The 26,740-nt window shown below is 51.7% G+C and carries 26 protein-coding genes; 18 read left to right on the top strand and 8 right to left on the bottom strand.

The window, feature by feature from the left end; genetic code table 11:
* Positions 1-69: 69 nt before the first annotated feature.
* Positions 70-987, bottom strand: a complete 918-nt coding sequence (locus L1F29_RS00870; protein WP_258386541.1) for a phosphotriesterase family protein — start codon at positions 985-987, stop codon at positions 70-72.
* A 422-nt stretch (positions 988-1,409) separates the two neighbouring features.
* Between L1F29_RS00870 and L1F29_RS00875 the strand changes: the two genes are divergently transcribed.
* Genes L1F29_RS00875 through L1F29_RS00885 form a run of 3 tightly spaced genes read left to right on the top strand, consistent with a single transcriptional unit; the run spans position 1,410 to position 4,632 of the window.
* Positions 1,410-2,123, top strand: a complete 714-nt coding sequence (locus L1F29_RS00875; RefSeq protein ID WP_258386542.1) for an ABC transporter ATP-binding protein — start codon at positions 1,410-1,412, stop codon at positions 2,121-2,123.
* Positions 2,120-3,502, top strand: coding sequence for an ABC transporter permease (locus L1F29_RS00880; protein ID WP_258386543.1), 1,383 nt, complete (start codon positions 2,120-2,122; stop codon positions 3,500-3,502). The genes L1F29_RS00875 and L1F29_RS00880 overlap by 4 nt, the downstream gene beginning before the upstream one ends.
* A 47-nt stretch (positions 3,503-3,549) precedes the next feature.
* Positions 3,550-4,632, top strand: a complete 1,083-nt coding sequence (locus L1F29_RS00885) for an efflux RND transporter periplasmic adaptor subunit (RefSeq protein WP_258386544.1) — start codon at positions 3,550-3,552, stop codon at positions 4,630-4,632.
* A gap of 169 nt (positions 4,633-4,801) precedes the next feature.
* Here L1F29_RS00885 and L1F29_RS00890 read toward each other — a convergent pair whose 3' ends face one another.
* Together L1F29_RS00890 and L1F29_RS00895 are read right to left on the bottom strand one after the other, a co-directional pair.
* Positions 4,802-5,014 (bottom strand): hypothetical protein, encoded by a 213-nt coding sequence (locus tag L1F29_RS00890; protein ID WP_258386545.1) that lies wholly within the window; start codon positions 5,012-5,014, stop codon positions 4,802-4,804.
* A gap of 78 nt (positions 5,015-5,092) precedes the next feature.
* Positions 5,093-5,305: a hypothetical protein gene (locus L1F29_RS00895; RefSeq protein WP_258386546.1), complete on the bottom strand. Its 213-nt coding sequence runs from the start codon at positions 5,303-5,305 to the stop codon at positions 5,093-5,095.
* A gap of 129 nt (positions 5,306-5,434) precedes the next feature.
* Between L1F29_RS00895 and L1F29_RS00900 the strand changes: the two genes are divergently transcribed.
* Positions 5,435-6,715 carry a methyl-accepting chemotaxis protein gene (locus L1F29_RS00900; RefSeq protein WP_258386547.1) on the top strand — a complete coding sequence of 427 codons (1,281 nt, stop codon included), beginning with the start codon at positions 5,435-5,437 and terminating at the stop codon, positions 6,713-6,715.
* A 1,017-nt stretch (positions 6,716-7,732) separates the two neighbouring features.
* Here the strand turns inward: L1F29_RS00900 and L1F29_RS00905 are convergent.
* Positions 7,733-8,395, bottom strand: coding sequence for a BlaI/MecI/CopY family transcriptional regulator (locus L1F29_RS00905; RefSeq protein ID WP_258386548.1), 663 nt, complete (start codon positions 8,393-8,395; stop codon positions 7,733-7,735).
* Between the two features lie 707 nt (positions 8,396-9,102).
* Here L1F29_RS00905 and trpS point away from each other — a divergent pair.
* Entirely contained in the window at positions 9,103-10,092 is a 990-nt protein-coding gene (gene trpS, locus L1F29_RS00910) for a tryptophan--tRNA ligase (RefSeq protein ID WP_258386549.1), read from the top strand.
* Between the two features lie 311 nt (positions 10,093-10,403).
* On the opposite strand, the gene L1F29_RS00915 is transcribed toward trpS, so the two are convergent.
* Positions 10,404-10,682, bottom strand: coding sequence for a GNAT family N-acetyltransferase (locus tag L1F29_RS00915; RefSeq protein ID WP_258386550.1), 279 nt, complete (start codon positions 10,680-10,682; stop codon positions 10,404-10,406).
* A gap of 47 nt (positions 10,683-10,729) precedes the next feature.
* Entirely contained in the window at positions 10,730-10,954 is a 225-nt protein-coding gene (locus L1F29_RS00920; RefSeq protein ID WP_258386551.1) for a (4Fe-4S)-binding protein, read from the bottom strand.
* Positions 10,955-11,486: 532 nt separating this feature from the next.
* Between L1F29_RS00920 and L1F29_RS00925 the strand changes: the two genes are divergently transcribed.
* The 9 genes from L1F29_RS00925 to L1F29_RS00965 all read left to right on the top strand — a co-directional run bounded on the left by L1F29_RS00925 (position 11,487) and on the right by L1F29_RS00965 (position 20,635).
* On the top strand, positions 11,487-14,345 hold the full coding sequence (locus L1F29_RS00925; RefSeq protein WP_258386552.1) for an S-layer homology domain-containing protein: 2,859 nt from the start codon (positions 11,487-11,489) through the stop codon (positions 14,343-14,345).
* Positions 14,346-14,651: 306 nt separating this feature from the next.
* Positions 14,652-14,870, top strand: coding sequence for a hypothetical protein (locus tag L1F29_RS00930; RefSeq protein WP_258386553.1), 219 nt, complete (start codon positions 14,652-14,654; stop codon positions 14,868-14,870).
* Positions 14,871-15,030: 160 nt separating this feature from the next.
* Positions 15,031-15,345: a PadR family transcriptional regulator gene (locus L1F29_RS00935; protein WP_258386554.1), complete on the top strand. Its 315-nt coding sequence runs from the start codon at positions 15,031-15,033 to the stop codon at positions 15,343-15,345.
* Positions 15,346-15,358: 13 nt separating this feature from the next.
* Entirely contained in the window at positions 15,359-16,000 is a 642-nt protein-coding gene (locus L1F29_RS00940; RefSeq protein WP_258386555.1) for a permease prefix domain 1-containing protein, read from the top strand.
* A gap of 25 nt (positions 16,001-16,025) precedes the next feature.
* Entirely contained in the window at positions 16,026-16,640 is a 615-nt protein-coding gene (locus L1F29_RS00945; RefSeq protein ID WP_258386556.1) for a DedA family protein, read from the top strand.
* A gap of 173 nt (positions 16,641-16,813) precedes the next feature.
* The gene (locus tag L1F29_RS00950) at positions 16,814-17,215 is read left to right on the top strand and encodes a DUF2500 domain-containing protein (protein WP_258386557.1); all 402 of its coding nucleotides are present in this window, start codon (positions 16,814-16,816) and stop codon (positions 17,213-17,215) included.
* Positions 17,216-17,295: 80 nt separating this feature from the next.
* Entirely contained in the window at positions 17,296-18,123 is an 828-nt protein-coding gene (locus L1F29_RS00955; RefSeq protein ID WP_258386558.1) for a hypothetical protein, read from the top strand.
* Between the two features lie 157 nt (positions 18,124-18,280).
* Positions 18,281-19,849, top strand: coding sequence for a sigma-70 family RNA polymerase sigma factor (locus L1F29_RS00960; RefSeq protein WP_258386559.1), 1,569 nt, complete (start codon positions 18,281-18,283; stop codon positions 19,847-19,849).
* Positions 19,850-20,242: 393 nt separating this feature from the next.
* Positions 20,243-20,635 (top strand): ribbon-helix-helix domain-containing protein, encoded by a 393-nt coding sequence (locus L1F29_RS00965; RefSeq protein ID WP_258386560.1) that lies wholly within the window; start codon positions 20,243-20,245, stop codon positions 20,633-20,635.
* Positions 20,636-20,810: 175 nt separating this feature from the next.
* On the opposite strand, the gene dnaN is transcribed toward L1F29_RS00965, so the two are convergent.
* Positions 20,811-21,938: a DNA polymerase III subunit beta gene (dnaN, locus tag L1F29_RS00970; protein ID WP_258386561.1), complete on the bottom strand. Its 1,128-nt coding sequence runs from the start codon at positions 21,936-21,938 to the stop codon at positions 20,811-20,813.
* A complete protein-coding gene (locus L1F29_RS00975; protein ID WP_258386562.1) occupies positions 21,928-22,200 on the bottom strand; it encodes a hypothetical protein in 273 nt (90 codons plus the stop codon). The genes dnaN and L1F29_RS00975 overlap by 11 nt, the downstream gene beginning before the upstream one ends.
* Positions 22,201-22,318: 118 nt before the next feature.
* Here L1F29_RS00975 and L1F29_RS00980 point away from each other — a divergent pair, with 118 nt between their 5' ends.
* From L1F29_RS00980 to solA, 4 genes are all read left to right on the top strand, one after another.
* Entirely contained in the window at positions 22,319-23,320 is a 1,002-nt protein-coding gene (locus L1F29_RS00980; protein WP_258386563.1) for a phosphotransferase enzyme family protein, read from the top strand.
* Between the two features lie 179 nt (positions 23,321-23,499).
* Positions 23,500-24,384, top strand: a complete 885-nt coding sequence (locus L1F29_RS00985; protein WP_258386564.1) for a serine/threonine-protein kinase — start codon at positions 23,500-23,502, stop codon at positions 24,382-24,384.
* A 210-nt stretch (positions 24,385-24,594) separates the two neighbouring features.
* Positions 24,595-25,434, top strand: a complete 840-nt coding sequence (locus L1F29_RS00990) for a MetQ/NlpA family ABC transporter substrate-binding protein (protein ID WP_258386565.1) — start codon at positions 24,595-24,597, stop codon at positions 25,432-25,434.
* 166 nt (positions 25,435-25,600) lie between these two features.
* The gene (gene solA, locus L1F29_RS00995; RefSeq protein ID WP_258386566.1) at positions 25,601-26,737 is read left to right on the top strand and encodes an N-methyl-L-tryptophan oxidase; all 1,137 of its coding nucleotides are present in this window, start codon (positions 25,601-25,603) and stop codon (positions 26,735-26,737) included.
* The last annotated feature ends 3 nt before the right edge of the window (positions 26,738-26,740 follow it).

A 26,740-nucleotide genomic window follows, 5' to 3' on the forward strand; every position in this document is an offset into this window, starting at 1 on the left:
AGAATCGGTGTATTGAAGTTTCTTTGCCTGTATAGAACGATGCACAAACGGTGGATCCCCTTATTTGTGTTAGGCTCGCCTGCTCATAGCTTGAAAGGCATGGCTCGTAACGCATTGCTCCAGCCAATGAGGATCGAGACCGCTGGCCGCTGCGGCAGGGAAGAAGTCCGTAAACAAGTGGTGATAAGGACGCAAGTTACCTCCCTTATGCTGTCCTACATTGTACCAGCCGGTATCCTGAGACAACAGCAGACGGTTCCCGACGCCGCAGTCGAGCAGTTGAGCCAACAGATCCACATGCTCCCCGTAAGTCCCCTTCATTATGGAGTCGATGGAAATCCATCCGCCCGCCTCTGCAAGGCGCTCGTAAACCACAGTGTCTTTAAAGGTTTGCGCGTGTATCCAAATGAATCGTTCCTGGTCGAAATGCGCGCGTTTCATTATCTCGTAGGCGTGCAGGGCGATGTCAGGGCCTATCGTATGACACTGAATCGGCAGGCCGGTTTCCAATGAGGTTCGCATAGCGGCAAGGAGGATCTTCAACTGCGTATCGTCGATTGCCGTCCCGTCGTTAAGCGCGATTTTGATAAAACCCGGATACACGCCGCTCTCCCCAATGCCATCCAGCGCTTCCCGCGTCCATATATCGGCCAGGTCCCGTTCGGAAATCTCGTAAACGAAGGAAGGCAGATACGGCTTCTTGTAAAATCCGGTGTTCGTGATCAGATGGATTCCGGCCAGCTCCGATAGCCGCCTCAGAATGTAAGGGTCCCGGCCTAAGTACTCCGGCGCACAGTCCACCATGGTGCCGCATCCGGCTTCCGCCAGCTTCAACAAGAACGGGAGGATGGACGTGACCACCTCGTCACGGTTATATAGCTCCGGCGTAAGCTTTCCGTCTTCCACAAACCCTACGAGCACATGCTCATGTTCCAAAATTCGTCCCGCTTCCTGCGCAGTAATTGGCCCTGAAACCGTTTGCAGCATAAACAGCACCTCTATTCTTGAATCTGGCTTTCTTCCTAGTTGACGAGAATTTATCTCCATGTATATTACCATATTTTTTCTGCAAGAAGCTGGATTTGACAAAGCCCATTTGGGGGAAACGGCCCCTTTCATTACTTTTTGCGTATCACTCGACACTAGAACCGGATGGATGGGCATGCGACCCGTAACGGGAAAATAGACTGCCGGACAAGACTGTCGGCAGCCCCATTAGCAGGGCTCCGCGGGGAGTGCGATTCAGCGTGATACCTGGCTTTGAGGCGTGAAATATGCTGCCGGATCGAATCCTGCAAAAATTTATAAGAAAACGCAGAAATGCCAAACTTTTCTGCTGGACATGCCGTATTTATAGTGTAGGTGTAGGTCCGGTTACCTAAAAATACGTCATGAAAGGAGTGACGGCATTGCTGCGTGTAGAAGGTTTGTCCCATGCTTTTCAGAACGGCACAGAAACGACACCCGTATTACAGCAAATTAACTTTCGTGTGAGGCAAGGTGAGATTGTCGCTCTTCTTGGAAGCTCGGGCTCGGGCAAATCCACGCTGCTCAACCTGATGGCCGGCTTGATGAAGCCGACGGAAGGCGATATATACATAGCGGATCACAATATCGTGAAGATGAACGAGAATCAGCTTTCCGAGTTCCGGCGCAAGCATATCGGATTTATTTTTCAGGCGTACGAGTTGATCGCCAATCTGACGGTTCGCGAGAATGTCGAGCTGCCCCTTGTGTTTCAATCGGTATCGCCCTCGATCCGGAAGCAGAAGGCTCTCTCGCTGCTTGAGCAGGTGGGCATTCCCGAGAAGGCGGAGCTGTTTCCCTCGCAATTGTCGGGGGGGCAGCAGCAGCGTGTCAGTATCGCTCGTTCCTTAATAACCGAACCATCGGTTATTTTTGCGGACGAGCCTACCGGCAATCTGGATACGAAGACGGAAGAGGAGATATTGGCGATATTGAAGCGGCTGAACAGCACGATGAAGACGACGTTCGTCATTGTCACGCACGAGAGGGAAGTAGCGGCTCAGACCCAGCACATTATTTCGCTTCGGGACGGCTACCTGATAACGGATCAGGATCCATCTGAAGCGATACTGGTAGCAGGGGGGATGACGGGATGAGGATTGGCGACCTTACACGGCTGTCATGGGACCAGGTCAGGCGCCGGAAAGTCGTGACCGCTCTATGCGCCGCCGGCCTGTCGATTGGCTGCGCGGCGATTATACTTGCCCTCAGTATAGGCGAATCGGCTCAGCAATACATAGAGAACGAGATGAACAGCTTCTTCAAGATGGATGAGATTACGGTGACGGCCAATGAAGGCGTACCGGCAAGCGGAGGCCAGGGAGGTCAGGCGGTCGGCGGCGATTCGGCGGAGGGCGACGATTCCCTGGAACGCGGCAAGCTGACGGATCAGAAGCTGGCCATCATGAGGAACATCAAGCATGTGACGGCGGTGGCTCCTTTTCAGCAAATGAATTATTTGGAGATGTCCACGACGGACAACCGGAAGGCCTATGTGGAAGTGATCGGAACGGATCTGAATATGCTGGAGGGCTTCGACAAGCCGTTCATGCAGGGTGGGCCTTCCGACTTGATCGGCACCGTTGTGCTTAACTACGGAGCGACGCTGGGTCTGGTCGATCCGGAGACGCGCGACAAGCTTATCGAGCAGCTGAACCGCAATCCTTACGACAGCTCCTTAATGGAGCAGTACGACAAAATGAACCGGACGCCGTCCTCCCTGTTCCAGCGGCAGGTTCAGTTCCTTGGCTTCTCGAATGACGGGAAGGCCAAACAGTCCTCCCCGCTGCGCGTCACCGGCGTCCTGAAGAAGCCCAAGGGCGTCAGCGAGAATGCGGTCGCATACGACAAGAAAGCTTACGTGTCGCTCGAGACGGCGCAGATGCTGAAGCAGGAGCTGAATATGGGCGGCGGGAACGCCGGCGAAGCCTCTTACAACTCCGTCATTGTGAAGGTGGACAGCCAGGAGAACGTCGAACAGGTGGAGCAGCAGATTAAGAAGCTCACCCTGAACACGCAGACGAATTTGCAGCAGAAGGAGCGGATCGCCGAGCAATTCGGCATCATCAAAGCGGTTGCGCTTGGCGGCGGCGTATTTATTCTTATCATCGCTTCGATATCGATCGTCGTGGCAATGACGATGTCGACGTACCAGCGGCGCCGCCAGATCGGCATTATGAAAGTGCTTGGGGCGAATCTGGCGCAAATCCGCAACATGTTCATTATTGAAGCGGCGCTGCTTGGCCTGCTTGGGGGATTGCTCGGCATCTTGTTCTCCTATTGGATCGTATGGGGAATCAATGCCCTGATCCAATCCATGCCTGGCAGCGATCAGGACGCCGTGATCATCTTCGTCCCCTTGATGGCCATTCCGGTCGGCATGGCGTTCGCGATTCTGACCGGCGTTATATCGGGGATCTATCCGGCGGTGAGCGCCTCGCGTACCGATGCGCTGACGGCCATTCGACGGGACTAGCGGCAAGTGATGCGATGCTATGCTATTAGAAAGAAGGGGTAGAAGGGATGAAGAAGAAAATCAAATGGCTCGTCATCGGGCTTGTCCTGATCGGGGTCAGCTATGCCTTATACTCGATATCGCGGCCTGCGAAGCCGATGGATCCGATGGAGGCCTCGCCGCCCATTACGTTCGAGGTGACGACCGAGACGCTCGTCAACACGATTGAGGTAAAGGGCAAGTCGCTCTACGAGCAGGAGACGATGGTCTATGCGCCATTCAGCTCGAAGGTCACCGGCTGGAGCGTCGAGGACGGGCAGCAGGTCAAGAAGGGGGACGTTCTGTTCAAGCTCGATCAGAAGGCGCTGCAGAATGAGATTGCCCAAGAAGAAGCGGCCCTTCGCAAGGCGGACCTCGAAGCCGATCTGCAAGCTTACATGGCGAAGCTGGACGAAGAGGACGTGAGCATCGACCAGACGATTACGGAGCGGAAGCGGGCGCTCGCGACGAAGGAGATCAACCGGCTGACGCAGGAACTGAACGGCGTGACGGAGTCGATCCAACGCAAAACGCTGGCGGAGAAGAAGGAGCTGCTCGGCAAGTCGGAATACCGTGCGCCGGCGGCGGGCATCTTCCTCTATGAAACGGCGGGCAAACGGCCGCAAGCGGTTGGAGACAATCAATACATAGGCAAAATCGTCGACCTTAGCAAGCTGCAGTTCATCGCGCTTGTCGGCGAGCAGGATGTCTTCCGCATTAAACCGGGCATGCAGGTTCAAGTAAAGATGAACGCGATGAAGGAAGTGAAGCTGTCGGGCAATGTGCTTCGCGTATCGAAATTCGCCAAAACCGGCACCGATCAGAACAACATCGATCAGGCCGCTCAATTCGAGGTTGTGATCGCGCTGGAGCCCAATGATTATTTGATCGCGGGCCTCAGTCTCAACGGCCAGATCGAAACCGAGCGCAAGAAGGATGTCACCGTCGTGCCGACGATCGCCGTCATGCGCGAGAAGGATGCGTATTATGTCATGGTGGACAAGGGGAACGGACAGTTCGAACGGCGGGACATCAAGATCGGCATGGAAACGTCGGAGAAGACGGAAGTGCTGGAGGGCTTGAAGAAGGGCGATGTGGTCGTCCTGCAATAGCATTGCGACATTCATTGAAGGAAAGGCCGGGAATCGAGACCGCAGTTTGTGCGACTGATTCCCGGCTTTTATGTTGTGCGGCAGCGGGTGGCTGGCATATACAGGCTGCCGGACATAAGGGAAAACCGGGGCTGCAGCAGTGATCGTTAAGGACTACGTCCGGTAGAACTCATATTTGCCGCATTTCACGGACGACCGTGTCCAGCGACTTCGGCTTAGCGATGAGATTGGCGCCGATGGCGTGGACGGCTTCGAACGGACCGCGCGGCAAGGCCCACCATCCGAAGAGGCAATCAAACCCGATGAACAACAGATTTAACAATGGCGTCGGGTGATATTCCCTCACATAATAGGCTGATTTGGCCCGGGAAGTCACCAGCACCCAGCGGAGAGGCTGCCTTGCATGAGAGGCGTCTTTCGGTCGTTTTTTTGTTGTCGCTTCTAGTGAGGAGCTTGATTGTCATGCAGTACAGGCAATGGAGAAGAACGGCCCGTGGTGTCCGGGGGTAGCTTGGGGATGATGGCCTTCGGGCTGCGGGAGCAATTTATAAGCATCAACCCCACGGAAGAGATCATCGTCTACTGCGGATCGGGCATTTTGACCCAAGTCACCTAACCCGTCCTGACCGGCCAAGCTGCTCAAGCCGTGCTGACCGCCAAACTTCTTACGCATCGGCCATAACCGCCGGGAGTACATTGTGATGAATATCACAGTGACTTTGTTGGCGAATCGTCATAATGAAACCGAGAGATAATTGTTGGAATCCCAGATAGGGAATACCATCCGTCAGGAGGCAGGCAGATGAAGGTTTCGACGAGCCTAGTGACCAAAATTGTTCTAGGCATTAGCGTAGTGGCCGCAACTACATACGGTACCAGCGCCTTCTTTATTTTTGTGCTTAAGGATTATTTGGCTCCGGACATGGAACCGTGGATCTTTACAAGTATGACCTTTGGATTAGGCGTGTTCTGGACGGGTTTTCTCGGCTGGTTAACGGCGAGGTGGCTGGTAAAGCCGCTCAATGATCTGCATAGAGCTGCAGGCGTTGCGTCAGGCGGGGATTTGAAGGCGGGCGTGGAGATTCCGAAATCGAAAGATGAATTGATGCAGCTCGCCACATCGTTTAATCAGATGATCATCAGTCTTCGTGGTTTAGTTGCCGATATTGATGCGCATTCCAGCGCTACCGGATATGAAGTGGAGCATTTGCATCTGTCAGCGGAACAAGCGGCAGTGGTGCTGACGGAAGTGACGGAGCGGGTGGGGGAAATTTCCTCGAACACGGATATGCAGGCACAGCTGTCGCGAATGATGTATGCGTCGATCGAAGAAATAGCCGGTATTTCGGCCGATGCGGCGACTTGTACGGCGACCGCCCAGCAGGATGCCGAGCAAATGGTGGAAGCGATGGCCAGCAGCAGCGAGGCGATGGATTCCTTGTCGGTAACGATGAATCGTCTGGCTGTAGAAGGTAATGAAACCACGGTAATCATGAAAAAACTGGAGAAGCACGCCGAACAAATTGAGAACATTGTCCATGCCGTGGAAGACATTTCGTCGAGAACCCATCTGCTGGCGCTGAATGCCTCGATTGAGGCAGCTCATGCCGGCGAACATGGGCAAGGCTTTCAAGTTGTCGCTGTGGAAATTAGAAAGCTGGCTAACCACACAACAACGGAAGTGCAGCATATCGGCGGTTTAATCGAAGCCATTCAGGCCGATTTGACAATTGCGGTTAATCGAATGGAAGCGCAAGCCCAGCATACCATTGCAGAATCATCCAAAACGGGCGAAACGATCGGCCGTTTACAGCTAATCTCGCAATCCGTCCAACGAACCGTTGATGCCATTAACCGTATTGCAGCGTTGATGGGAATACAATCCGTAAAGATGAACGCCATGCTTGCGGGTGCGGAGCAGGTGGCCGATACGGCGGGGGAGAATGCGGACAAGCTGGGCAAGATTTCAGCATCCGTTCAGGAGCAGAATGCGATGGTGCAAGAGGTGGCCGCGGCTTCCAACGAACTGCAAAATATGACTGACGATTTGCAAAGCCGCATCGGACAATTTCAGTTTAAGTAAGCCTTTCAGCGCCCGATTGCAGTGGATTCCATTCGAAAGCTGCTTGATATCTATCATGTTCGGCCAGATCTGGTCGGATGAGAGCTCTCCGTCTAGGGAAGGGAGGGAGGCCGCGCGCCGGACGCGGCCTTCTTTTTTTTTGTTAAGGCTCTTCTTTTACACCGCGCGCAGCCTCCAGCGAGCAGTATGGCGTTACATGACGGACGGCGGTCGCTCACACTCTCGGGTCCGATGTAGCAGCCCATTACCGAGCAATTGGACGGAGATGGGTCGATCGCCAACAATAACACCATGCAGTGCATTTCACCTCATCGCGAATAGCACTACACCATTCATAGTATCGTACATAGCACCACACCGTGCAGTATCGTACATAGCACCACACCGTGCAGTATCGTACATAGCACCACACCGTGCAGTATCGTACATAGCACCACACCGTACGCTGAGAGCTGCTCGCGGTGCGTGAATACGAAAGAGTTGTATAAAATGCAACAATCCTTCGTAATACAGCTTCTTAAGGCCGTATTGTTGTATAAAATACATCAATGTTGAGTTGAAATCGTCGATTAGCCATTTGGCGGGATAAATTATTGCAGAAAATACAACAATATCCGTATAATCGGGCGTTAACCGGCTTAGTGTTGTATAAAGTGCAACATTTAAGAGATGTACCCGATCAGATCAGCATAATCGTGTGATTCAACAAGGTTTGGGCTGACGAAATTGCCCCTGCTAGCAGCTCGTATATACCAGCTGTTCCTAAGCAGGCACCCGTGTACCAACCGTTGCATACACCAGTCTCCTGCGCGCATTGCTCCTCCGCGTGGAGCTCCTCCGCATGTTGCTCTCCGCGTGGAGCTCCTCCGCATGTTGCTCCTCCGCGTGGAGCTCCTATGCACGGTGCTCCTGCGCATGTTGCTCTACGTAGATGTTCCTACAAATGCTGCTCTTACACTAGCTGCTCGGCATCCAATACCAGGCGCTCCTACACCAACTTCCCTACACCAACTTCCCCTACAGCAACGACTCCGCTATTTCTCTCACTTCATAGTAACAGCTGTATTTGCCCGTCGAGGTGGAGCGTAGCAGCCCTTTATCGATCAGACCCTGCAGCCATTTGTGGGCGGTGCGATAATTGACTTGGTAGCGGTCGATAACATCTTTCGGACGCAGCGGTTTTCCCAAGCTCCATGCCAGCCGCAGCACATCACGTTCGGAAGGCGAGATGGAAGATGCCGTCTTGTCGCGGATGAGATACGGGCTTAGAACGAGCTTCAGCAGCATGCGGCATACTTCGGGGCGGTTCTGCACGTCGTCGAAGGAAAAGTGAATCATTTTCCATCCCATTCCTGTCAGGAACGTATCCCGATTCAGAGCGTAGCTGAATCTTTCGCGGTCCATGTCCTTGACGTGACTCTGGAAGCCGTCGCACTCGATTCCGAAACGACCGAACGGCGGCAAAAACGCGAAATCCAGAAACTGCGATTTGCGGTTCCAATCATAAATTTCATATTCGGGGTGCAAATGTTCCAGATTACCGAACATGGGCCACCATACATTTTGGAGCAGCAGCTTTTCGGCATAATTGTGTCCTCTGAGAAGCCTCCCTCTTCGCTCGCCTGCCCGGGAGGCGAGGTGGCGATCGAGGAAGGCTTGATGCGATTGTTCAAAGTTCATACGACTACGTTCCCCTTTCAACAGCAGAAATAAAAAAACGCCCTTCAGCCGCTAGGCAAAAGGACGTTCTTCGTCTATATAGAGTATATCATTGACCGGGATGAGGATGCACCTACATTTGTCGGTTATCATTGAACGGGACGGAGATGCACCTATCTGTCGGTTTTCATTGACCGGGATGAGGATGCACCTACATTTGTCGGTTATCATTGAACTGGACGGAGATGCACCTATCTGTCGGTTTTTCATTGACCGGCTCATCGAGGTGTGATAATATTTTCCATATATTACAAACAACGTGGAAGAAGGGTAAGTAGACATACGTGATTGGACTTGCAGAGAGCCGGTGGTTGCTGCGAACCGGTGTCCGCTGTATGATCGAATGGCCTTCGGAGTTGCTTTCCCGAATCGACCGACAAGGTACAGTAGGGAAATGCCGGGCGTCCCGCCGTTATCAAGGGAGCGGTATCGAGATCTGACTATCCGAATCAGGATCAGGATTAGGATCTCCGCACCGTATGGAGAAGACCGGAATGCAGCGGAACAGGCGGCAGAACGGTCATTTAAGGTGGTACCACGACAACTTCGTCCTTATTGGACGGAGTTTTTTTGTTTTATTAAGGGGGTGATGGCCATGGATGATGGTTGGTGGTGGATGAGTGTCTTGTTACAGAAAATCGTTACCATAACAAGGAGGATGTTAGACCATGAAAGAACGAGTATTAACAGGAGATCGGGCTACCGGCAAGCTTCACCTTGGCCATTACGTCGGCAGTTTGCAAAACCGCGTTCATTTGCAAGAGAAATATGAGACGTTCGTGCTTCTGGCGGATGTTCAAGCGTTAACGACACATTTTGAGAAGCCGGATTTGATTCGTGAGCACTTACGCGAGATTGCGCTGGATTATCTATCCGTAGGCATTCATCCGGATCGATCAACGATATTCGTACAGTCCATGATTCCGGAAATCGCAGAATTGACCATACTGTTCTCCATGTTCGTCACCGTTAATGCGCTGCGTCACAACCCAACGGTGAAATCGGAATCGAAGAATGCCGGGCTAGACGAGATGTACTACGGATTTCTGGGCTATCCGGTGAGTCAGGCGGCCGATATTGCATTCTGCAAAGCGACGATCGTTCCGGTCGGAGACGATCAGCTGCCGCATCTGGAGCTGGCGCGCAAAATCGTACGCCGGTTCAACGAATTATATGAACCCGTGCTTGTGGAGCCAAAGCCGCTGATAGGCGATATGCCAAGGCTGGTGGGTACGGATGGGAATGCGAAAATGAGCAAGAGTCTCGGCAATGCCATCGCGCTGGATTCCTCAACGGAGGAGATTGCGAATAAAATCAAACGGGCTACGACGGACCCCGCTCGCGTTCATAAGAACGACCCCGGCCACCCGGATATTTGCCCGATCTATGCGTATCATCGGGCCTTCCGCCCGGATGAATCCCCGGAAATCCGTGAAGGGTGCGAGAAAGGGACCATGGGGTGCTCTGCTTGTAAAGCACGGATTACGTCAGCATTGGAACAGCTTATTGAGCCTATGCGCGAACGCCGGTCTTACTATGCCGCGAGGCCAAAAGCTGTCGACGACATCTTAATGGCTGGAACTCAGCGAGCACGAGGAGTCGCTCAAGAGACGATGAAGGAAGTACGGGAAGCGATGAGTCTGAACTATTTTGATTGAACACGCAGGATGAAGCTTGAGTGGATTGGATTTTTCGTACAGCGATGAACCTGTTGCAACAGGAGAAGAGCAAGAGGGAAGAATCAGCGGCAGACAGGTTGCCGACGGCCATGTGGTCGACCGCCGTCATACAGCGAAACACCGTGCGCTGGGAGCTGCGAGTGCGCGGTGCTAAGACCTACCTCTATGCCAAGAGGCACGTTATCCGGCGGAAGGGGAGCCCAAGCAGGGCTTCCTACTAAAAATACAGCCTAAGGAATGGCCCGTATGAACCAGGGCTTTTCCTTAAGCTGTATTTTTATTACACCATGTTAATAACGGACATCCGCGTATTCAGGCTTAGTGTCGAATTGCTTCTTAGCAAAAGGACAAAGCGGCATTAATTTAATCTCATGCTTGCGCGCATAGTCAATGAAGTGAGTCAAGAGCTGATCAGCCAAGCCTTGTCCGCGGTAATTATCATTTACATAGGTGTGATCGATGATATATAGGGATGGATTGGTAACACTGTAGGTCATCTCTGCAATGAGTTCCCCATTGTCCTGTATAAAGAATTGATGCTTATCCGTATTATGTTCCACTTGATACATGATCGTTCCCTCCTTGGCGATTGACGAGTACTCGTAGTGAAATGGATTTATGTGGATGGTGAGGATAGATACCTGTAGCTTAACGCTCCACTCGGACAAGTATCAATATGAGCAGCAATTTTGTCTGTCGGTGCCCCATCTGTATTAATCCAAGGTCTCTTTTTCAAATCGAACACTTCAGGCATCCCTTTTACGCAAATACCAGAATGAATGCACTTCTCTGAATCGAAGTACACTTCAAAATCCTTGCCTCGATACGCTTTCTTACTCATGGGGAATCACACCTTTCAAAATTGCATTAGATATCCAACTGTCTCATTCACAATGGCATGCTTATAGAGCATTCAAATGCCGTTGTTTATCCATCTTAATTTTTAAATGGGTATACGTCAAATCTAGACCGGCGCGCCTAGCCGGAACAAGCTGATGCGGTGCTGCGAGCGGTCAGATTTAGATGCCGTGGCGGGAATCCGCTCCAAATTTATTATGGTTCATCGGCTGGCGATGGGGACAATACGCTGAACCGCACGTAAGTTCACTGCTCAATGACGTTAACGATACATAATTTGCGGGATATTCACCGTTTGTGATGTACGGGGACACAAGTCCATATTGCGCGCGGCGCTAGAGATAGAACCAGCGTGGCGCGTGGGAAATTCGGATTTTGTTATTCCTCTTACTCTCATAATAGTTAAATATTATAATATGTCATATGACAAAATCATGACAACAATCACTACCCGTACGTGCTATACTCGATCATGCAAAAAAGGAAACGATTAACTTATACAAGGGGCTGCCAGCATGAGTGTAATGCGGAAAGGGACGTCAAGATTTTTTGCTAGCTTCATCGCTCTGATTATTCTATTATCCAGTTTTAACGGATTGGCCTTTGCGGATGCGGGAAGCGGCACTGCTGCAGAGGCGCAGAGCAAGCCGATTATGAGTTTGGATTATTCGGGAAGCAACTCGAAAAGCTTTACGGTCAGCGATGATTCCGGAGCTGCGGTAGACATTGCGCTGGATCAGAATTTGGCTAGTATGCAGGAGATGGTCAATCAGATTAATTCCAGGCTCGCGGGAACTCATATCACGGCGGCCGTTACTTCTCCGAACAGTTTTAAGCTTACGTCCAGCGTGATCGGGAGATATAGCTCTATTACCATCTCGGGACCGAACGCGGCCGACTTTTTTGCCAATACGCAATACCGCGGTACGGCAACGGATGCGGAGAGCGTTGCGGAAACCAAAGCGAGCTTAACGCCATTCTTCGACTCGGACGATAGTATAGGATGGGTAACGGGCAGCATGACGCTTCCGACCGCCGATTCCATCAATGGAACCTCCATTTCGTGGACTTCGAGCAATACGGGGATCATCACGAATACAGGCAGTGTGAATAGACCGGCGGTTAATACGAAAGTAACCCTGACAGCCGAGATTACCAAGGGCCTGGCTTTGGCGACCCAGACATTTGAAGTCACCGTCATCGGAACGACGCCTCAAGTGGTCTTAACGGATGCCGAAAGCGTAGCGAATACGAAAGCGGAAATAACCCCGATCTACGCAACAGATGAATCGCAAGGCTATGTAAAAAGGAATCTATTGCTGCGTTTGTTTGATGAAGTGAACGGCACCTCCATTTCGTGGTCTTCCAGCCATACAAGTATCGTTACGAATAGCGGGGCGGTGGCCAGACCACTGTCTACGGTTACGGTCACCTTGACGGCAACGATTACGAAAGGCAGTGTGACCGACACGGTTTCGTTCGATGTTTCGGTGATCGGGACCGTTTCCGAATTGCTCCTCAACGAAAAAGCCGGACTTCATCCCGTCTATGCGAGCGGAGACTGGGAATCCTCCGTGACCCGGAACCTGCAGCTGCCTTCCATCTCTAACGGTATCGCGATAAACTGGAATTCTTCCGACGCCGCGTACCTTGCGAATGACGGTACGGTGACGCGTCCGAATTTCTCGGATGGCCCGGCCAATGTGGATTTGACGGCTACGCTTACCTTGAGCGGCGTCTCGGAAACGAAGACGTTCCATATTACCGTTGTCCCGAAGGACGAGACGGATCTTGAGGCGGTTACCTACGATAAAGACCATCTTGCCGTAGGGTACGCGGCAGGCGACTCGGCCAGCCGCGTGATGGGCAGCCTTACTTTGCCAGTTAGCGGAGCGCACGGTTCGGTCATTGCCTGGTCTTCAAGCAACACTGCCGTCATTTCCAATACCGGAGTCGTCAACCGGCCTTCCGCCGCGGATGCGAATGTCATGTTGACCGCTGCGGTTACCAAGGGCGGGGAAGAGGCTGCCGCCACATTCATGCTGACGGTAAAACGTGTAGAGCCGGTTAATATTCCAGGCGGCTTCATAGCACCGCCAACCCCTCCGGCGCCGCCCGCATTTGCAATGACCAGCGCGACCCAATCGTTGATCGAATCGTCAGGCAGCGGCGTTATCGTGGCTGCGGTTGAAACCTCCACGAACAGAGCGGGGGCTGCCGTAACGAAAGTTAATGAAGCGGAGCTTCTGAAACAAGTAAGCCACACAGAGGCTAGAGTCGTCGTTGTTCCTGTGGAAAGTTCGAACGGTAAAGCCGTTGTTTCGTTGACGCCGGGACTGCTTGCAGCGTTGAAACAGAAGGACGAACGATCGAAAGTCGTATTCCAAATGAACGGCGTTACCTATGAACTCCCTGCTGCTTTGGCGGACACCTCGGCAGTAGCGAAAGCGCTTGGTCTTTCCGATTCGGAAGCCAAGGATGCCGAGATCCACGTATCCATTGAAGCCTTGCCTGCAAGCGCCGTGCAAGATCAGGTCGCGGAGGCCGGCGGCACCCTTGCTGCTTCTGCCGCAAGCTTCTCGATCGCCATCGTTACACCGGGCAAGACCTATGATTTCAACGATTTCCGCGGCCATTACATCAACCGTTCATTTGAATTGAATCATTCCGTGGATTCGGCAAATGCCGCAGGCGTCGTCATTCATTCAGACGGTTCCGTGTCGCCTGTGCCTGCGATCTTTACGGCTGCAGCCGGCAAGCCGGTAGCCATAATCAAAGCCGATCACAATTCCGTGTATACGGTGATTGAGCATACGAGCAGCCTTTCTGACATTGGCACCTCATGGGCTAAAGACAAAATCAAGATCCTGGCGAACAAAAAAATCATCCATGGATACGAGGGCGGCACATTCAAGCCCAGCGGCGTTGTGACGCGTGCGGAGTTCGCGGCGATCCTGGCGAAAGGGCTTGGACTGAGCGACGATGCGAGCGCAATAACGTTCTCGGATGTTACTATGGAGGCGTGGTATGCCGGCGCCGTAGGCGCAATGTCCTCCCGCGGCTTCATTAACGGTTATGCGGACGGGAGCTTCAAAGCCGATCAAACAATCACCCGTCAAGAAGAGGCCATCATTCTCGGCCGCGTGCTTGCTTATCTGAACGTAGAGACGGATGCGAGCCTGTCCATTCTTGATTCATTCCATGACCGCGCTTCGATTGCCAAGTCTGCCGAGTCTCATATTGCGGCGCTTGTCGGCCTAAAGATTATGAACGGCAGCGACCAAGGAAACTTAAATCCGCAAGGCTATGCTACTCGCGCAGAAACGGCGGCATTGATCTATAAGCTTCTAAGCTTAGTGAAGTTCCTCAATTAATAAGACAGCTGCGTTCATGATACGAGCACCAAAGAGCCAGGGTACCTTGTTGCAGGTATCCCGGCTCTTTTCTGTGCGTATGGATCTGATCGGGATCTGAAATAGGGCTAGTACTGAAGCGTCTCGAGAACAAATCTTTCCGAGCTCATGGACGAATATAACAAGTGAAGCGGCCGCGGCGCAGGTTTCGTTAAGCAAGTAAAGGGGGAAACTTATATAAATAAGTTATGCTAAGATAAGGTAAGGTAAGATAATGATCTCCCTCATGCACGCACGACAATTTATAGCGAAGGATTGATAGGTAACATGGCAGCGAATGAAACGGAAACGTTGAAGAATATTTTGAGAGACATGGTATCGATGGAGCTTCGAGTGAAGACATCGGAAGTGAAAAGCACGATCGAGCTGATGGACGGATACGGGCTGAAGTATAAGAACTCCTGGGATTCCGTGGAGCTGGAAGGCTATACGGTGATCGATTTCTGGAGGAAGGATCTGATTAAATCCTCCGCTCCAACAGAATGACGTTGGTGATACTGGGCTGCAGCAGGTTACGTACAAGTAACCTGCTGCAGTTTTTTACGTTCAAAAGAATTGATAAAGTACCTTGCATTCATAAGTACTTTAACTTATGATTGTTATGTACTTAAGAATGTTAGGTAATATTGAGGCGGAGGAACAGCGATTGAATACGGAAATGCTGAAGGGGACCGTCGATCTCTTGATTCTTTCGATTATTCAAGAGAGCGATAATTATGGATACGAGATCTCAAAGGCAATTAAGGATCGGACATCCGGGGCCTTTGAACTGCAGGAAGCGACGTTGTATTTGTCGTTGAAGCGACTGGAGAAGCAGCACGCGGTGGCCTCTTACTGGGGCGATCAGACTCACGGAGGAAGACGGAAATATTATTCGATTACCGATGAGGGGCGACTGCTTTTGAATAAATACATTCAAGATTGGCAGCATACCTCCCGAATTGTAAACCGATTTATCTAGGGGGACTGAGGAGATGCATTTGTTTCGGAAAGCATTCAGTTTAGGCGATATCAAGTATTCGTGGATGTTGATCCTGTCCATTCTAATATGCGGCGCGTTCTTTTACGCAGACCGTATGGATCAACCCGATGACCGGCTTTGGTTGTCCGTTGGGTATGGTGCCTCGTTCGGGCTGGCTATTCTATGGAGCGTCATGAATTATATCGGCCATATTCGAATCAATGCGATGTACCGGAAGCAGAACGATATCGGGGCTTACGTCGAACAGCTGGCTATGAGCGATGAAGACAAGCTGGAGCTGCGCAATTATTTAGAGGATTATACGGAGGATTTAATGACCCGGGGAAAATCCAGGGAACAGGCAACCGCGGAGGCCATATCGCAATTCAAGGTCAAGGAGCTGTTATCTCTATCGAAGAACACCTCGCTGTTCCAGCTGCATGCGCATTGTTATTTATTCGGCTGGGCCGCGGTTGCTTGCGCAGCACTTGTCCTGCTTGTCGTTTTGGATGGGGCATTAGGGTCAAACGCGGTATTGGTATTGATTCTTGAAACGATATTTATCGTGTATGGCGCTTCCCTTTTCCTCTTGTTTCTCGTCTATAAATTGTTAGATGCTTGGATCCATCAGAAGATGTACGGCAATTTATCTTAATACTCCGAAAGTACAGAGGTGTAGCATGGAGAACTGGATTACAGAAATGATGAATCAATTTGGCTATATCGGTGTCTTCCTGCTCATTACGATTGAGAATGTGTTTCCGCCGATTCCATCCGAGGTCATCCTAACATTCGGCGGTTTCATGACGACCAATTCGTCCGAGCTCAGCATCATGGGAATGGTGGTATCCTCCACAGTCGGATCCTTAGTCGGGGCAATCGTCCTGTATTACATCGGCTATTTGATTGATCGGAGCAGAATGGAGCGTATCATTGTCAGATGGGGCAGGATTCTAAGACTGACCACTGCCGACGTGCATAAGGCTTACAACTGGTTCTCCAAATACGGAGTGTGGACCGTGCTTCTCTGCCGGCTTGTCCCACTGCTCCGCAGTCTGATTTCCATTCCGGCAGGGAGCACCCGCATGAACCTGGGATTGTTTATTCTCCTGACCACCGTAGGGTCATTGATCTGGAATACGACGCTCATTAGTATCGGCGCTGCCGTCGGCTCTTCATGGGAAACCATCGTGGCCTACATGAACATCTATTCCAATGTCGTCTACGTCCTTATTGCCCTCGGTTGTATAGCGGTCGTAGCACTTATACTTCGCCGGAAGCGGAAGACTACGTAAACAATATATGACATCGCTGTTGTGTAACCCTCCCAAGCCGATCCGGTCCAAGGGAGGGTTTGTTCATTCCCCGCGCCGGCGGGCATACTGCTTTTTTTGTTGATGGGATGGAAACATATTCCGCCTAGGAGTCGTATATAACGGTAACCAAACAAGAGATTGGGGAGAGTCCTATGTTTACGGAACCGTCCTTCGGTGGCTTCGGCATCCTGTTTTCGATTGTTCCTGTTTTTATCGTCATCGTGTTCGCGATCGTCATTATCGGCATCGTCACGAACGGGGCGCGGTATTTCAAAAATGCGAGGTCGCCTCGCGAATCCGTATTTGCCCGGGTCGTCGCCAAGCGGATGGAGGTTCGCAACCATACGAGCCATCACAGCAACGGCAGCGGCGGGATGAACCCGGTCAACTCTTCCCGGACGTATTACTACATCACGTTGGAGTTCGATAACGGAGCGCGGAAAGAGTACCTCGATGTGAAAAATTTATTCGGCCTTGTCGTTGAAGGTGACGAAGGATATGCCGCCGTTCAAGGTGACTGGATCGTCGCGTTCGAACGGGGAGCGGTATACTGAAGAGAAACCATAGTTTCACTAGCAAGATCACTGCAGAACAGCTTCGTGCAACCAAACTCATATAGAAGGGTATGAGGCGTGTGAATGAGCATAGCAAACGATTATTGTCATTGGCTCATGACTATTCTCGCGAATTGTCTCAACATGAGGTAATCGGCGAGTTCTGGGATCGGATCTCTCTCGTTCTCAAAGGCAGCGTGTCGCGGGGGAACAGCGACCGTTATTCGGATATTGATTTTGTGTTCTTTTGTAGCGGGCAGGATCTTAAGCGCATTCAACAAACCTATCGTCAGCTTGGTTTAACCGACCGTACCGATGGCGTCTTTATCCCGATCGGGGACTGGGCCGGACACTACCATTTTGAATCCTATGACATCTTACAAGGCTACTTTGACCGTTATGATTTTCCTCAGGTGTGGGAGTTTCAGCATGCGATCCCGATTCATGACCCCGGACATCGATTCAGCCAATTGCTGGAGCAGGCCTCCGGTGAATTTTTAAGGGATCCAATTCCTTATGTGAAGGATCAGTATTTAGACCTGCAGCTTACACTGGACTGGATGAGGCATCCGTTAAAAAGGGGAGACAGCATATCCGCTCATTTGCACGGTGCAAAGATCGTTCAAGGAGTTTGCCGGATGGCATATCTGCTGGACGGCAAGAGCTATCCGCATGATAAGTGGGTATCGGCCTATCTTCCCGCTACAAGGTTCGGAGCAAGGTATGGCGCGGAAATTCTGGCTTATTTGAATGCAATGCCGGTCAGCCATTCGATAACGCCTCACAGGGAGCTGGCTCAGTACCCTTGCTATGCGAAAGCGGAGGAGCTGATCCATCAGGCAGGTGCCTTTATTCGGGAACATTATGGCGAGCATCCCTGGATCGAGCAATGGTACAAATATGTGTAGCTCAGCACCTTGGATAAGCGCTTACCAGCAGTAGATAAAGCCCGTTGCTTGGAACGAAGCCGCCGCTTTGCGAGGTTATAAGATGCTAGAAGTAACCTTCATGAACTTCTTTGGCACTTATAGAGTGAACATATGAGACGAGAGGAGCGGCGTGTACGTGCTGGAGTGGATTGAATCGGCGAGAAAAGGAAACCGGGATGCGTTCGATCCTATCGTCCGGCATTATTCGGCTATGGCGTATGCGGTCGCGTATGACAAATTGCACGACCGCCATCTGGCGGAGGATGCGGTTCAAGAGGCGTTCGCGGAGGCGTTCATTCATCTGGATCAGTTGAAGCAGCCGGAGGCTTTCCCCGGCTGGCTCAAAACCATTGTAATGCGCCAGTGCCATCGTCATATCCGCAAGAAGCGGCTGCGGACGGTTCCCATCGATGCCATTAGCCGGGCGGCCGGGCTCCAAACCGATGTTTCGGATATTGTCGAGCGAAGAGAGATGCTGGGCGTACTCCATGATTCCATAGCGGCTCTTTCGGCCAACATGCGGATCGCGGTACAATTGTTTTATTTTCATGGCTACTCGCTTCAAGAAATCTCCGCTTATTCGGGCACCTCTGTCTCGACATTGAAGAAACGTCTATTCGATGCCCGGAGTAAATTGAGAGGCACGCTCCCCGTAGCCGATTTCGTCGCGGTGTTCCATCAGCTATATGAAGGAGGAAGCAACATGCTGCATATCGTTAACGGTGATTCCGTTGCGGACAAGCTGCGTCAAGGCGTCGTGCAAGGGGATATTCTGGTCTGGCGGGAGGTCTACCCCGAAGGGCCCGTATTTCTGGATCCGGCGAATAAGGCGAACCGGTCCGCCCGTGCCCAGTATTTGGAGAGCGCAATGGGAATTCCAAGCGAGGTGTATATCGAGGGGTGCCTGACACAAGAGAAAGCGTTAGCTGATTTTCACAACTATGAGGAAATCGTGCTCTGGTTCGAGCATGACCTCTTCGACCAGACCATGCTCTGTTATTTGCTCCATTGGCTCTCGCAGCAGAAGCTGGGGAAGACAAAGATAAGCTTGCTGTGCATCGGCGCGTATCCGGGGATCGAGCTGTTTCGGGGATTGGGGCAGCTGTCCGTGGAGCAGATGAAAACATTATCGGGTACGTGGCAGTCCATAAGGCAGGAAGAGTTCGATCTTGGAGCGGCGGTATGGGAAGCGTATTGCTCTCCAGACCCGGGCCGATTGGTTGAACTGCTTCAAGAAGGCCGTACCGCTGTGCTGCCTTATGTGCATAATGCCTTTGAGCTTCATCTGTCGCGGCTGCCGTCCACTTATAATGGACTTGGCATCGTAGAGCAAACCACGCTGGAGATGGTCCGCGGCGGAGCCGATTCGCCGCTGGAGCTGTTCGAGCATGTCGGCAACAAGCTGCATGAGCTCGGCATGGGAGACCTTCAATATTGGCATAGCCTGGCGGGAATATCGCAGGGGCCTCATCGGCTGCTGAACATCGAGGGACTGGAAGCATTCCCGACCTTCGAGGGTTCCGCGCCGTCATTTCGCCATTGTAAAGTGACGCTAACGGAGCTAGGCAGGAGCGTCATGAACGGGACCGCGGATTGGGTCGCAGCGAATGGGATCGACGCATGGTTCGGCGGCATTCATCTGCAGGGTCATTCCAGTCCTTGGCGATGGGATGCATCGAGCAGAAGGATCGTTAAGATAGTGTGACCGCTGTGCATTAGGGATGGTGTGGACCACAGCGGGGCCTGTAACGCCCTTTTAGGGTCTTACAGCTTTGGCTGCGTGTACGACAGGCGGAGGTGAAGGAGCGTAAGGCCGGTTTTGACGCTTTTTCGGCGTTGCAGCCGTAGGGCGGCAGGCCCGTCGAATTCGCCGCGATCAGGTGAGCTGCTGCGCAATGTATGGCCGGCCCTGAAAGGGACGCCGTGCGTGCGGCTTTTTATTGAAAGCGGAATGGAATCAATCACTTGTTTATGGGCTGTAACTGGTTGCGACGAGGTAACCGGTTACGGCTTTTTGTATGTTATGAGCGAACAATGATTGCCAATAAAATGAAAACATGATATATTACCATCCATATGGATGCTGGAGGGATGGTAATTGGCTGATCAAGAGAAAATAACAATTAACCTTGGACCTGTCGATTTGGGCCAAATTGATTTATTAGTCGATCAAGGTTTTTATTCCAACCGGACCGATTTTATTAAAATCGCTATACGAAACCAGCTGCAAAATCATTCAACCGAAATAAAACGGTATACGACGGAGAAATTTTTTGTCATGGGTGTTCTGGAGTTTAGCCGCGAGCGGCTGGAAGAGCTTCGTCAATCCGGCAAAGTGCTTGATATTAAGCTGATCGGGTCATTGATGATTTCCGATGACGTAACACTCGATTTAGCAAGAGAGACGTTCGGGAAGCTCAAGCTGTTTGGCATGATGAAGGCACCAGGCGATGTTAAGCTGTTTCTGCAGGAGCTAGGCAGGAAGCATTAATATCGTCAATAACAAAGGGGGATAACCATAATTGGTGAAGCGGCGATTCAGCTAGTCAAGGCGAGAACAACAGGATCATGTCACACCGCCTGTTGTCAAGAGGAGACCTGCGAGGGTCTCTTCTTGCTTGTCCATGGAACGAATGATCGGAAGCGCAACCCGCTGCCCTTGATCGTCAGGTCCGAATCGGAGTTAGAATATAGGTCGACTGCGGGTCGGCGGAAGGTTCAATTACGATGGGATTCAGCTTGCCGGTAAATTTCAAAGTGGTCCTCTCGCTGTCAGCGGAACGCAGTATATCCCGCATATGCTTGCCGTTGAAGGCCAGTTCGATATCGGCGCCTGTTCGGTTGGCCAGATTCAGTTCTTCAATAACATCGCCTACTTGAGCCGTTCTGGCCGTTAATTTAATGTGATGACCGGCTGCATGGAACCGCAAGAGCTGGCTTTCATCCGTAAGGAGCATGACCCGTTCGATCGCCTGTATCATCGCGTCGGAATGTACGAGGAGCTCTGTCGTGTGGGATATTGGAATCAAGTGCTCCACGTTAGGATAGGTGCCGTCGATTAAGGCCGAGTAGACCATCGTATGTCCGGTTTTGAAGACCGCCCAGCTTTCGCCGAAGGCGATCTCCGTTGTTCCTTGCTCGTCGCGGAGCAGCTTGGCCAGTTCAAGCAGGTTGCTCCCAGGAATAATAATCGGATGGATGACCGGTACAGGGCTAATGTCCAGATCAATCGTCCGCACTGCCAATCGGACTCCATCCGCAGCGAGAAACCGGAGGCGGCCCTGCGCATCAAGCCGGCAGGAAACGCCCGTCAGGACAGGCCTGTTCTCGGAGCTCGACACGGCAAAAGCGACTTGTTTAATGACACGGTACAGCAGCGGGCTAGGGATGTTAAATAGGAGATCGGCTCTTGCTTCAGGCATGTCCGGAAAATCCGATGGATCCATCCCGCATAAGCGATAGACAGACGAATCGGCTCTAATCGTGAGGACCAGATGCTCGGCTATGTCCAGCTTGACTTGGTCCGAGGGGAATTTCCGCAGGATGTCTGAGAAGGTCTTGGCAGGAACGACGATACATCCCGTGCTGTGAATCGCAATTATGCCCTCGGTATCGGTTAAAGGAATGTCATGCCGGATCATCATGTGCATGTGACTTGCGATCAGCGTCAGTCCATTCGAGTGGGCCGTGAGCTTGATTCCTGACAAGATCGGAATGGTGCAAGTTGAGGATACAGCCTTCATAACGTTCTGTACGGCAGCATACAACGTTTCACGGGAGACGCTAATCCGCATTCGGCCGCACATCCTTATCTTCCGAACCGGTCAAGAAGAAGGCTTCCATAATATCGCGGATCGTTTCCGACCGGGAACATTGGAGCTTGGCGGAGCGCTGCTCCAATGCCGCCCATACTTCTTCGGTCAACGTCAAAGAAAGTTTCTTGGTTACGCCGAAGCCTTTACGTCCCGCGCCGGCACGGGCTCCTCCTCTGGAGAACATCATTTGAAGCTGTCCCTCTTGACCGGGTATGCCCAGCTTGACCTTATCGTGCTTCAATAGGTTCGCCCCGCCTTCAATATTGAATAAAGTAACCTTAATCAATAACATGGATACATTAACTTTAGCATAGCGGATTGTGTTTAGCAATATATGGATGAATGTAAAGGAGGGCATTATGCAGGCAAAATTCGATGAGCTGGTTCGGCATTACTTCGAGGATTGTTCGAGCTATGAGATGGAGCCGGTTCCATTCGGTCTGACGAATCTTACGAGAGTCATTACGATTCATGACGTTAACTATATAGCCCGCATCTATAATCCGCATACCAAAAATGTACCCAGCCTGGAGCTGGAGTCGCGCATCACGTCCTATTTAAGTCAAAGCGGTCTTTCCTTCCAGGTGCCTGTCTTCCTTCGTACGCTAACGGGAGATGAATATATACAATTCGCAGACGGTACGTTGGGGGCTGTGGTTTCCTTCCTGGAGGGAAGCCCGCCTGAATTGACAGACACTGGGCAAGCATACGGGTTTGGCCGGGTGGTCGGCGAAATTTCTTCCGCTTTAAGCCATTGCGATACGAGGGGGCTTGGATTCCGGGGCATCTCCTTTATGAACATCTACAAGCTGCATCCTCTAGCTGATCATCGGACCGTGGCGTCGTTTATCGATGAGCCGCCTTTTCATATTCCGGAGGACGATCAGAATTTCTATCGCGAAATGGTTTCCTTGGTAGAACGTTCGATCAGCCAGCTACAACAATTGCCGGCCCAATTGGTTCATCATGACTTGCTCGTGTTCAACTTACTAGCCCGAGACAACCAAATATGCGGCGTATTGGATTTTGATTTTACATCTATGGATGCGGGTTTTATGGAATTCGCGATCAGTCTGAATCATATCCTGCAGCTGTCCGATGGATCGCTCGACATGATGGATGCTTTCGTTAAGGGATACGCTGCATTCCGCAAGAGCTCCGGGGAAGAAATCGATCAACTTCAGCTTCTGACCCAGGTCTATCATATTGCAGTCCTTCATATTTATATCGGCCAGCATTATGCAGGGAAGGACGCCGAACAGCCTTTCAAGTATATTCTCGCCCAATTTCGCGATCGGAATGACTGGCTTAACGACAATTGGGAAGCAACAAGGCGGCTGTTGGAGACCTGCTTACTTTAACTCCTTATTAAGCGTGATTTACATCGTAAATGATTAATGGTATTTTAATCGCGACTATAGGTGAAGGAGGCGTTGTCTTATGGAGATGAAGCTAACATCAATTCGGGCGCAATACAAGGAAGGGGACAGCGCTTCAGCCCGGCAAACGGCGTGATCCCCATTAAATTTGGGAGGGTCAAATGGAGAATCGTTATTCAACTGCCATATCGTTAGGCGAGGTTGCCTTTCATCTGCAAGAACCCCATGATTTCGAATGGCTAACTAATCTGGGGCATGCATTTCGCGTATTCGACCAACAGGATTCCGGGAATATTAGCTTCGGCGTCGAGATCGAAGGAAAGAGGCGATTCGTCAAATATGCCGGAGCTAAACCGCTGGATTACAGAGGGGACCCGGAAGATGCGGTGAGGCGATTATCGCAGGCTATCCCTCTATATGCTGCATTAGCGCATCCCAGCTTGATTCAGCTTGTGAATCACTTTCCGGTGAATCAAGGCTATGCGGCTGTGTTTGAATGGTTCGACGGGGACTGCCTGCATTCCCACTGGTCCTTCCCGCCTCCGGCCAAGTACGATCACCCGGATTCACCCTACTATCGTTACAAGCATCTGCCGGTGAGTCGGCGATTGGAATCGCTGGATGCAATCTTTTCGTTTCATGCGCATGTGGAATCGCAAGGCTATGCCGCCGTCGATTTCTATGATGGGAGCATACTATACGATTTCTCAAACCACGTGACCCAAATATGCGATATCGACTTCTACCGAAAAACGCCTTCGTTCAACGATATGGGCGAGCATTTCTGGGGCGCGGCGCGTTCGAAATCACCGGAGGAATTCACATTAGGTGCGCCGATCGATGCGCGGACGAATGTTTTTACGATGGGGGCCATCGCCTTCGGATTGCTGGGCGGGGAAACGGACCGTTCCTGCGAGAAATGGGACGCGAGTCTGTCGCTTTACGAGGTCGCATTGCGAGCGGTCGACCCTGAGCGAGAGCTGCGTTACCCGGATGTTGCCGCATTTAGACGCGCCTGGGATGCCGCGAAGCTCATGGAATCCTAAATAACGATCGAATCGGCCATCCGGAGAGGGTGGCCGTTCTGCGTAAAGTTAACCCTGCAGGGCTACCTAATAACTAGTAAGTTTTTACAAATGTAAAACCATTTCATGAAAGGGTTGACGAAACGTGTCCAACATGTTATTTTTAATTCGGGGTAAACAGGTTGGAATATAAGAAAATGGGAAAATGAGGATAATAAACAGGGGGGCATCATGAAGAAATCATACGCATCAATTGTACTGGGTATCGTTCTTGTGCTGCTGCTTGCCGGATGCGGCAGCAACGCAAATGGAGATAAGAATGCCAACGCGAATCAGCCTGCTGAAGGCCAAAGAGAGAAGCTGAAGGTTGGCATATCGTCGGGTCCCGAATCCGAGGATGTATGGAAGATCGTGAAGGAGAACGCAGCTAAGGACGGCGTCGATATCGAAGTCGTTGTATTCAACGATTATGTGCAGCCGAATAAAGTGCTGGAAGAGGGAGAGCTTGACGCGAACGCGTTCCAGCATTTGCCTTACTTAGAGGAATTCAATGCGTCGCATAACACGCATATCGTGAGACTGGCGGATACGATCAACTATCCGGTCGGCATCTACTCCGACAAGATCAAGGATCTCTCCGAGCTGAAGGAAGGCGACGAACTCGGTCTGCCGAACGATCCGTCGAACGGAGCAAGAGCGCTTATTCTGTTCGAGAAAGCGGGCTTAATTAAGCTGAAAGAAGGCGTGGGCGCCAAAGCTACCGTTCGGGATATCGTAGAGAATCCGAAGAATTTGAAGTTCAGAGAGCTGGATGCCGCATTCCTTCCTAAGGCGTTGGGCGATCTGGCGGCTGCTATGGTCAATACGAACTTCGCTGTTGAGAACGGTCTGTCTCTGGACGAGGCGATCTATACCGAATCCAAGGATTCACCATGGGTGAACATTATCGCGGTTCGTGAGGCTGACAAGGACAAGCCGATCTTCCAGAAGCTGATCAGCTACTATCAGTCTGATGAAGTGAAGAAATATGTTCAAGAGAAGTACGGCGAGTTCCAAGTTCCGGCGTGGTAAGACCTTAAACCTTAATCAGGTTAACAAAATCATAAGATTCACGCTTATCCAATAAGACGCTTATTAACATCGAGAACTGCGGACTGTCTTTCTCGGGGGACTAAGGCTCGGCATCGGCCGTGCCTTTTTTCGCTTAGTAGACTTAAATCCGCTGACGGAGGGGATCATGATGGACGCTGAAGTAGCCGTAATTGGGATCGGTACGATTGGCAGCATGACGATGTGGCAATTAGCGCGCAGAGGGGTCAAGGTCATTGGGTTCGAGCAGTTCGGAACCGGCCATGACCGCAGTGCTGCGGGCGGGGAATCGCGCATATTCCGCACCGCTTATCTGGAAGGCAGCGAATATGTGCCGATGCTCCATGAAGCGCGCAAGCAATGGCGTGAGCTGGAGAAGGAAACCGGTTATTCGCTGCTGCATTTGAATGGCGGATTGATGATCGGCCCGGCGGAGGGCGATACGATCCGGAGTGTCATGAAGAGCATCGAAACGCACGGCCTGGAGCACGAATACCTGGAATATGACGAAGCGCAGAAGCGCTATCCGCAGCACAAGCTGTTCCCGGGCGAAGTGATGGTGCTCGATAAGCAAGCCGGCTTCATCCGCCCGGAATTTGCCGTCGTATCCGCCGTTCAGCGCAGCGAGGCGCTGGGCGCCGTTATACATCGCTATACGCAGGTCGAATCGATCGAACCGGACGGAGATGGCGTTCGCATTGTGGCGAATGGCAAGACGTACAAGGTCGGACAGGTCGTCATCACAACGGGACCGTATACGAAGAAGCTGCTTCCGGAGCAGGCTAGTCCGCTGGTCACCCGCCGGTTGGTCATGAGCTTCTTCGCCACGACGAAGCCGGAGATGTATACGCCGGACAAATTCCCGATCTTTATCCGCCGCAGCAAGCACTTCGATATTTCCGGCAAGCCTACGCTTGAAGGCACGATGGTCAAGGTTATGCTGAACCAGGGCTATGACGAGGTGGACGACCCGCATAACCTGAACCGTCATATCGCAATCGATGATCTTAATCAAATTAATGAAGCTGTACGCGAGCTGCTCCCCGATCTCATTGCGGATCCGATCCGGCTGAACGCTTATATGGATGCTTATTCGCCTGATGAGCATGCTATTATTGGCAGACTGCCGGATATGCCCAGAGCAATCGCGTTGTACGGCTTCTCCGGACACGGGTTCAAGCTCGCGCCTGCCATGGGGAGAATAGCGGCTGATCTGGTCGTGGACGGCGGCACGCCGTTCTCCATCGAACAGTTTTCGCCCGAACGGATACGAAGCGGAAGGTGAGCA

The sequence above is a fragment of the Paenibacillus spongiae genome, from assembly GCF_024734895.1.
GTDB lineage: Bacteria > Bacillota > Bacilli > Paenibacillales > Paenibacillaceae > Paenibacillus_Z > Paenibacillus_Z spongiae.